Source organism: Herbaspirillum sp. B65 (assembly GCF_000333555.1).
GTDB classification, from domain to species: domain Bacteria; phylum Pseudomonadota; class Gammaproteobacteria; order Burkholderiales; family Burkholderiaceae_D; genus Herbaspirillum; species Herbaspirillum rubrisubalbicans.
The window spans coordinates 1-8,292 of the sequence record NZ_BADI01000956.1 but is presented as its reverse complement, the minus strand read 5'-3'; the positions used below and the strand labels follow the sequence as shown (position 1 = coordinate 8,292).

The window sequence follows — 8,292 nt, the reverse complement described above, 5'->3', positions numbered from 1 at the left end:
TGCTGTTGTTCGTGCTGTTTTTACTGGTGCAGGGCAAGCCGGCGGGCGAGGCCTGCCTGCTGATCTTCCAGGGCGCGTTCGGCACCACGTTCGCATGGCAGAACACCTTGCAGCGCGCCGCGCCCTTGCTGTTGACGGCACTCTGCGTAGCCCTGCCGGCGCGCGTGGGCCTGATCGTCATCGGCGGCGAAGGTGCACTGGCGCTGGGTGGACTGGCCGCCGCGGTGATGCCGCAACTGTTGCCAGTGCTGCCCTCGCTGGTGATGCTGGCGGTCATGGCGACCGCCGCCATGCTGGCCGGTGGCCTGTGGATCGCGCTATGCGGCGGCCTGCGCCAGTGGCGCGGGGTCAATGAGACCATCTCCAGCCTGCTGCTCTCCTACCTGGCCGTGGCGGTCTTCAAGCATCTGGTGGAAGGCCCGCTGCGCGATCCGGCCAGTCTCAACAAACCCTCCACCTTGCCACTGCCAGATGCCTACCTGGTCGGTTCGCTGCCAGGGATGGAAGTGCATTGGGGATTGGTCTGGGGCGCCTTGGCCTGTCTGGCGGCCTGGGTCTTGCTGCGCCATAGCGTGGCGGGATTCGCCATGAGCGTGGTCGGCGGCAATGTGCGCACGGCCCGACTGGTGGGCCTGCCGGTCAATCGCCTCATCCTCACCGCCTGCGCGCTGGGTGGTGCCGCGGCCGGCCTGGCCGGCATGTTCGAGGTCAGCGCCGTGCAGGGCAGCGCCACCAGTGCGCTGCTGGCGGGCTATGGCTTCTCGGGCATCCTGGTGGCTTTTGCGGCGCGCCAGAATCCGCTGGCCATCATCGTCTGCGCGATCGTCATCGGCGGCGTGGAAGCCAGCGGCAGCCTGCTGCAACGGCGCCTGGACCTGCCCGACGCCACCACGCTGGTGCTGCAGGGCCTGCTGTTCTGCAATCTGCTGGCCTGGGAAGCCATCACCGGTCGCCTGGCGGCATTGAAACTGCGCTGGCAGGCCAAGGCACAAGTGCAAGTCATTCCTGCCAAGGAGGCCGGCCATGCATGACATCGATCTGACCACCCTGCTGCTGGCGCTCTTTGCCGGGGCGATCCGCGTGGGCACGCCCTTTCTCTTCGTCAGCCTGGGCGAATGCCTGACCGAAAAAGGCGGGCGCGTGAACCTGGGGCTGGAAGGCATCCTGGTGTGTGGCGCCATGACCGGCTATGCCGCTTCCTTCTATACCGGCTCGGCCTGGCTGGGCGTGCTGGCGGCGGGTTGTGCGGGCTTGCTGCTGGGGGTGCTGCATGGGGTGGTGTGTTCGCTGCCACGGGTCAACGACATCGCCTTCGGCATTGCACTGATGCTGCTGGGCACCGGGCTGGCCTTCTTCCTCGGCAAGCCCTTCATCCAGCCGCAGGCCGCCATGCTGCCCGCCATCGACCTGGGGGCGTGGAGCAGCAACGAACGCCTGCATCATGCCTTGCAGATCAATGCGCTGTTCTTCCTCGGCGTGGCGCTGGCACTGCTGCTGCAATGGGGCCTGTCTACCACGCGCTGGGGGCTGGCCTTGCGGCTGGTGGGCGATCATGCCGAAACCGCGCGCGCCCTCGGCTATCACCTCACCGGCATTCGTATCGCGGCCACTGCGGCGGGTGGCTTCCTGGCGGCCGTCGGCGGCGCCTATCTCTCGCTGTACTACCCCGGCAGCTGGAACGAGGGACTCTCCAGCGGCCAGGGCCTGATGGCCGTGGCCCTGGTGATCTTCGCGCGCTGGCAGCCATGGCGCTGCCTGTTGGCGGCACTCCTGTTCGGTGCCGCCGGGGCGCTGGGCCCGGCCTTGCAGGCGGTAGGCGTGACCTCCGGCTACTACCTGTTCAATGCCGCACCGTATGCCTTGACGCTGTTGATCATGATCCTCACCTGCCGCCCTGACCGCACCCTCTCGGCGGCACCGGGCGAGTTGAGCCTGACCCGATAAATCCACCAAGGAGCAAGCATGTCCGCACTCTACATCCAGGCCGAACCCTATCCCTGGCCCTATGACGGCGCACTGACCCCGGCCAATACCGCACTCATCGTCATCGACATGCAGACCGACTTCTGCGGCATCGGCGGCTACGTCGACAAGATGGGCTACGACCTGTCATTGACGCGCGCTCCCATCGAGCCGATCAAGACAGTGCTGGCCGCCATGCGCGCCGGGGGCTATACCATCATCCATACCCGCGAAGGCCACCGTCCCGATCTCTCCGACCTGCCCGCCAACAAGCGCTGGCGTTCGCGCCAGATCGGCACCGACGGCGTGGGCATCGGTGACGCTGGTCCGTGTGGCCGCATCCTGGTGCGGGGTGAACCGGGCTGGGAAATCATTCCCGAACTGGCCCCCATCGCCGGCGAAATCATCATCGACAAACCCGGCAAGGGTTCCTTCTGCGCTACCGACCTGGAAATGATTTTGCACACGCGTGGCATCCGCAACATCGTGCTGACCGGCATCACCACCGATGTCTGCGTGCACACCACCATGCGCGAAGCCAATGACCGCGGCTTCGAATGCGTGATGCTGTCGGACTGCTGTGGCGCGACCGATTACAGCAACCACCTGGCGGCGCTGTCCATGATCAAGATGCAGGGCGGTGTGTTCGGTGCCGTATCCGATTCGGCGGCACTGATCGATGTGATCGGGGCCTGATCATGCACGCCCTTGAGCTGGAGATCCTCAATGCCGGCAAGTCCTTCGGCAGCTTCCGCGCCCTCGATGAGGTTTCGCTGAAGGTGCGTGCCGGTACCATCCATGCGCTGCTGGGCGAGAATGGCGCGGGCAAGAGCACGCTGGTCAAGGGGCTGGTCGGCTATAGCCCGCTCGACCAGGGCAGCATCCTGGCCGACCACCGCGAAGTGGACATCCGCAGCGCACGCCTGCCACACCAGCTCGGTATCGGCATGGTCTACCAGCACTTCACGCTGGCGCCCAGCCTGACGGTGGCCGAGAACCTGCTGCTGGCGCGGGGCGACCTGCCCTGGCGCATCCGCTGGAGCAGCGAACGCGCGGTACTGGAAGAATTCATGGCGCGGATGCCCTTCAAGCTGGCCACCGAACGCCTGGTGAGTAGCCTCTCGGCCGGCGAAAAGCAGAAGCTGGAAATCCTCAAGCAACTCTACCTGCGCCGCCGCTTCCTGATCCTCGATGAGCCGACCTCGGTGCTGACGCCACAGGAAGCCGACGAAGTGCTGGGCCTGATGCACGCCTTGACGCGCCAGCAGGAGCTCACCGTGCTGATGATCACCCACAAGTTCAACGAAGTGAGCGCCTATGCCGACGATGTGACGGTGCTGCGCAAGGGGCGACTGGTGGCCAGCGCCAAGGTGGCCGAAACCAGCCCCGATGCCCTCGCCCATTGGATGATGGGCCATGCACGTGAAGAAAAATTAGCGGTGGCCCGTGCCGCCGTGCCGCCACAGGCGGCCATCGGACTGGAGGTGAAGGATCTTACCGTCAACAATGATCGCGGCGTGGCTGCCGTGCGCGCCCTGTCGCTGCAGGTGAAGCACGGCGAGATCGTCGGCCTGGCCGGCATCTCCGGCAATGGTCAGAAGGAACTGGTGGAAGCCCTGCTGGGCCAGCGGCGCCACCTGCTGGGCCAGATCCGGGTGGAGGGCGCGCCCTACGCCGCCACCCGTGAAGAGATGCGGCGTCTGCGCGTCTTTGCGCTGCCGGAAGAACCGCTGCGCAATGCCTGCATCCCCGGCATGAGCGTGGCCGAGAACATGGCCTTGCATCATTTCGACGTGGCGCCCTTCAAGCGCGGCGGCTGGCGCATTGACCGCAGCGCCATGAAACGCCAGGCGCAAGCGCTGATCGCCGCCTTCAACGTCAAGCCACCGGTGCCGGAACGCCCCATCGGCACGCTCTCCGGCGGCAACGTGCAGCGCGCCGTGCTGGCGCGCGAGCTGGGCGAGGCAGACCTGGACGGTGCGGCCAATGTGCTCATCGTCGCCAATCCGGTGTTCGGGCTGGACTTCGCCTCGGTGGCCGACATCCACGCCCGCCTGCTGCAAGCCCGCGCACGTGGCGCAGCGGTGCTGCTGGTGAGCGAAGACCTGGATGAATTGCTCGAACTGTCCGACCGCATCCTGGTGATGACCGAGGGCCGCATCGTGCACGTGGCGCAGGACGTGGCCACGCAAGGTGCCGACCGCGCCGCCCTGGGCCGCTGGATGGCCGGACATCACGATCAACCTGCTCACGCCGAGGCCGCATGATCCATATCGACGCACTCCCCTATCCCTATCAATTCCATCCGCGCAGCACGGCGCTGGTGGTCATCGACATGCAGCGCGACTTCGTGGAAGAAGGCGGTTTCGGTAGTGCGCTGGGCAATGACGTGCGGCCGCTGGGCGCCATCGTGCCGACCGTCGCCGCCCTGCTCACGCTGGCGCGCGCGCATCAGATGCTGGTGGTGCATACGCGTGAGTCGCACCTGCCCGATCTATCCGACTGCCCGCGCGCCAAGCGCCTGCGCGGCAATCCGACGCTGGGCATCGGCGACGTCGGGCCGATGGGCCACATCCTGGTACGCGGCGAGCCGGGCAACCAGATCCTGCCGCAACTGGCGCCCATCGAGGGCGAGATTGTCATCGACAAGCCCGGCAAGGGCGCCTTCTACGCCACCGACCTGCACGCGCAATTGCAGGAACGCGGCATTACCCATCTGCTGATCGCGGGCGTGACCACCGAAGTCTGCGTGCAGACCTCGATGCGCGAAGCCAATGACCGCGGCTATGAATGCCTGGTGGTGGAAGACGCCTGCGCCAGTTACTTCCCTGAATTCCATCGCGCCACGCTCGACATGCTCACCGCCCAGGGCGGCATCGTCGGCTGGCGGGCGCCGTTGGCGCAATTGCAAAGCGCCATGGCCGCCTATGCTGGAGACCATCCATGATGCAAGTGAACCTGCCTCACATCGTGGCCGAGGTCGAACAAGCCTTTGCCGATTACGAATACGCCCTGCTCATCAATGACATCCCGGCGCTGGACCGCTGGTTCTGGTACGCCCCCGAAACGGTGCGCTATGGCGTGGGCGAAGTGCTGCTGGGCGGCGAGGCGATCCGCCAGTACCGCAAGACCTGCACGCCGGTGCCGGCCTCGCGCAAGCTGCAGCGTACCGTTGTCACCACCTTCGGCAGCGACTATGCTACGGTCTCCACCGAATTCACCGACCACACTTCGGAGCGTATCGGCCGCCAGATGCAGACCTGGGTGCGCATGGACCAAGGCTGGCGCATCGTCGCCGCCCATGTCAGCCTGATGGCATGAGTCCCGCCCCACCGAACCAGAATGCCCGCACCATGACCGTCACCGTCGCCAACCCGCTCGCCGAACAGGTCTATCACCGGATCAAGGACGACATCTTCAGCTTCCGCCTGCTGCCGGGCGACAATTTCACCGAGACCGAGATGGCGCAGCGCCAGGGTGTTTCGCGCACGCCGTTGCGCGATGCGCTGTTCCGGCTACAGCGCGAGGGTTACCTGGAGGTGGGTTTCAGGCGCGGCTGGAAGGTCTGTCCGATCGACTTCGACCGCCTCGACAATCTCTACGACCTGCGCATCGTGCTGGAGATGGCCGCACTGGACAAACTGTGCAGCCAGCAGCAAGCCACGGCAGGACTGGAGCAGTTGAATGCCATCTGGCTGGTCGAGCCCGAAGCGCGCGAAGCCGACGCCGTCCGGGTGGCCGAACTGGATGAAGCCTTCCACACCAACCTGGTGGCTGCGGCCGGCAACCAGGAAATGACCCGGGTCCATACCGAGGTCACCGAAAAGATCCGCATCGTGCGCCGCCTGGACTTCCTCAAGAAAAAGCGCATCGAGGCCACCTATGAGGAACACGCCAAGATCCTGCAACTGATCGCCAAGCGCAAGTCCACCGAAGCCCAGATCCTGCTGCGCGCCCACATTACGCAAAGCAAGCTGGAAGTCAGAAAGATCACTATCTGGATGCTGGCCGAGGCACGCCAGTGGCAGGAGCCCGAGGCGGCGGCGGCCCGTTGAACCTGCCTGGAAGAATCTTTCACATGAAGGATTGCCAACATTTCCTTATGGAAATGTGAAAAACTGCGCTGGATATCCGCGCCCAGCGCCTTGATCGCCGCGATCCTGCCACCAAATCAAGGAAAGCCTCCGAAACCATTTATAATGGAAGGCTTTTGCAACAGCGCATCTTTCCAGCGGCTCAATGAAGGTATTTCGCGGACTTCCTACAGCCGAATCGCGCGCCCCGTGCGCGCTGACCATCGGCAATTTCGACGGCGTGCATCTGGGCCACCAGGCCTTGCTGGCGCGCGTGCGCGAGGCCGCCGGCACACTGGGGTTGGACGCGGCGGTGATGACCTTCGAGCCGCATCCGCGCGAATTCTTCGCCCAACTGGCCGGTACTCCCGAACGCGCCCCGGCGCGCATCGCCAACCTGCGCGACAAGCTCGAAGCACTGGCCAACTCCGGTATCGACCGCGTGGTGGTGGAGCACTTCGGCAGCCACTTCGCCGCCCTCTCCCCGCAGGACTTCATCGAGAAGATCCTGGTCCAGGGCCTGCACGTGCGCTGGCTGATGGTGGGCGACGACTTCTGCTTCGGTGCGCGCCGTGCCGGCACCCTGGCCACCCTGGTCGAGGCCGGCCAACACTACGGTTTCGAGGTGCATGCGCTGCCCACGGTGACCAATGCCGGCGTGCGCATTTCGTCGTCGGCCGTGCGCGAGGCGCTGGCAGCGGCCGATTTCGAGCTGTCGCGCCAGTTGCTGGGCCATCCCTATGCCATCAGCGGGCGCGTGGTGCACGGCAAGAAGCTGGGCCGCACCATCGGTTTCCCCACCCTGAACATGCGCGTGGGCCACAAGCGCCCGGCCTTGTCGGGCATCTTCGTGGTGCAGGTGCATGGGTTGGCCGACCATCCCCTGCCGGCCGTGGCCAGCCTGGGGGTGCGCCCGACGGTGGACGACAGCGGCCGGGTGCTGCTGGAAACCCATCTGCTGGATTTCCAGGGCGATTGCTACGGCAAGCTGGTGCGGGTGGAATTCCTCAAGAAGCTGCGCGATGAAGAAAAGTACGTCGATCTGCCCACGCTGACCACGGCCATCGCGCGCGATGTCGACCATGCCCGCGCCTGGTTCCGCGAAAACGCCGGCTTCGCCGTCTCGGCCACCGACCGAATTTGAACGCTGGGCGGCTGCCGGAGCCCCGCTCCCGCAGCCGTCCAGCCGCCCCATCCTGCATTTCGCCAGCGTGCATCTTGCCGCGCGTGGCTCCTGAATCAACCTGCATTCAACGAAAGTCTTGTCATGTCCAATAACGAAACCTCCGCCAAGCCCGGCAAACCGGAAAAAGCCGGCAAGGCGCCCTCCAAGTACCCGGTCAACATGACCGAGACCGCCTTCCCCATGCGCGGCGACCTCGCCAAGCGCGAGCCGCAATGGGTCAAGCAATGGCAGGAAAAGAAGGTCTACCAGCGCATCCGCAAGGCCTCGGCCGGTCGCCCCAAGTTCATCCTGCATGACGGTCCCCCGTATGCCAACGGCGAGATCCATCTGGGCCATGCCGTCAACAAGATCCTCAAGGACATGATCGTCAAGGCGCGCAACATGGCCGGCTTCGACGCGCAATACGTGCCGGGCTGGGATTGCCACGGCATGCCCATCGAGATCCAGATCGAGAAGAAGTACGGCAAGAACCTGCCGGTGGCCGAGGTGCAAGCCAAGGCGCGCGCCTACGCCAATGAACAAATCGCGCTGCAGAAGAAGGATTTCATCCGCCTGGGTGTACTCGGTGAATGGGACAACCCCTACAAGACCATGAACTTCTCCAATGAAGCCGACGAGCTGCGCGCCCTCGGCAAGATCCTGGAGAAGGGTTACGTCTATCGTGGCTTGAAGCCCGTGAACTGGTGCTTCGACTGTGGCTCGGCGCTGGCCGAAGCCGAGGTGGAATACCAGGACAAACGCGACCCGGCCATCGATGTCGGCTTCCCGTTTGCCGAACACGACAAGCTGGCCACCGCCTTCGGTTTGAGCGAACTGCCGACCCGCCACGGCTACATCGTCATCTGGACCACCACGCCCTGGACCATCCCGGCCAACCAGGCGTTGAACGTCCATCCCGAATTCGAATACGCGCTGGTCGAGACCACCCGCAATGGCGAAGCCACCCTGCTGATCCTGGCCAAGGATCTGGTGGCCTCCTGCCTGGAACGCTTCGGCCTGGAAGGCAAGATCATCGCCACCACCACCGGCGAGAAGCTCTCGCTGATCCGCTTCCATCATCCGCTGGCCAAA

Annotated in this window: 9 protein-coding genes; all 9 read left to right on the top strand. The window is 65.0% G+C overall.

Annotated elements, in window-relative coordinates; translation table 11 throughout:
- The first annotated feature begins 2 nt into the window (after positions 1-2).
- Positions 3-1,031 (top strand): ABC transporter permease, encoded by a 1,029-nt coding sequence (locus tag I5W_RS22560; protein ID WP_252717176.1) that lies wholly within the window; start codon positions 3-5, stop codon positions 1,029-1,031.
- Positions 1,024-1,944, top strand: coding sequence for an ABC transporter permease (locus tag I5W_RS22555; RefSeq protein WP_044530930.1), 921 nt, complete (start codon positions 1,024-1,026; stop codon positions 1,942-1,944). Before I5W_RS22560 ends, I5W_RS22555 begins: the two co-directional genes overlap by 8 nt.
- 18 nt (positions 1,945-1,962) lie before the next feature.
- Positions 1,963-2,658, top strand: coding sequence for a biuret amidohydrolase (gene biuH, locus I5W_RS22550; RefSeq protein ID WP_044530929.1), 696 nt, complete (start codon positions 1,963-1,965; stop codon positions 2,656-2,658).
- 2 nt (positions 2,659-2,660) lie between these two features.
- Positions 2,661-4,229 (top strand): ABC transporter ATP-binding protein, encoded by a 1,569-nt coding sequence (locus tag I5W_RS22545; RefSeq protein ID WP_044530928.1) that lies wholly within the window; start codon positions 2,661-2,663, stop codon positions 4,227-4,229.
- The gene (locus I5W_RS22540) at positions 4,226-4,909 is read left to right on the top strand and encodes a cysteine hydrolase family protein (protein WP_044530927.1); all 684 of its coding nucleotides are present in this window, start codon (positions 4,226-4,228) and stop codon (positions 4,907-4,909) included. Before I5W_RS22545 ends, I5W_RS22540 begins: the two co-directional genes overlap by 4 nt.
- Positions 4,906-5,283 (top strand): oxalurate catabolism protein HpxZ, encoded by a 378-nt coding sequence (hpxZ, locus tag I5W_RS22535; protein WP_017453652.1) that lies wholly within the window; start codon positions 4,906-4,908, stop codon positions 5,281-5,283. The genes I5W_RS22540 and hpxZ overlap by 4 nt, the downstream gene beginning before the upstream one ends.
- 32 nt (positions 5,284-5,315) lie before the next feature.
- On the top strand, positions 5,316-6,017 hold the full coding sequence (locus tag I5W_RS22530) for a GntR family transcriptional regulator (protein WP_050010715.1): 702 nt from the start codon (positions 5,316-5,318) through the stop codon (positions 6,015-6,017).
- Positions 6,018-6,201: 184 nt separating this feature from the next.
- Complete coding sequence (locus I5W_RS22525) at positions 6,202-7,179, top strand: bifunctional riboflavin kinase/FAD synthetase (RefSeq protein ID WP_044530925.1); 978 nt, start codon at positions 6,202-6,204, stop codon at positions 7,177-7,179.
- Between the two features lie 123 nt (positions 7,180-7,302).
- A partial coding sequence (locus I5W_RS22520; RefSeq protein ID WP_044530924.1) for a class I tRNA ligase family protein occupies positions 7,303-8,292 on the top strand: 990 nt, incomplete at its 3' end.

Coding starts and splice junctions, on each gene's coding strand:
- I5W_RS22545 (WP_044530928.1), top strand. CDS start 2,661: ATGCACGCCCTTGAGCTGGAGATCCTCAATGCCGGCAAGTCCTTCGGC.
- I5W_RS22525 (WP_044530925.1), top strand. CDS start 6,202: ATGAAGGTATTTCGCGGACTTCCTACAGCCGAATCGCGCGCCCCGTGC.
- I5W_RS22530 (WP_050010715.1), top strand. CDS start 5,316: ATGACCGTCACCGTCGCCAACCCGCTCGCCGAACAGGTCTATCACCGG.
- hpxZ (WP_017453652.1), top strand. CDS start 4,906: ATGATGCAAGTGAACCTGCCTCACATCGTGGCCGAGGTCGAACAAGCC.
- biuH (WP_044530929.1), top strand. CDS start 1,963: ATGTCCGCACTCTACATCCAGGCCGAACCCTATCCCTGGCCCTATGAC.
- I5W_RS22540 (WP_044530927.1), top strand. CDS start 4,226: ATGATCCATATCGACGCACTCCCCTATCCCTATCAATTCCATCCGCGC.
- I5W_RS22555 (WP_044530930.1), top strand. CDS start 1,024: ATGCATGACATCGATCTGACCACCCTGCTGCTGGCGCTCTTTGCCGGG.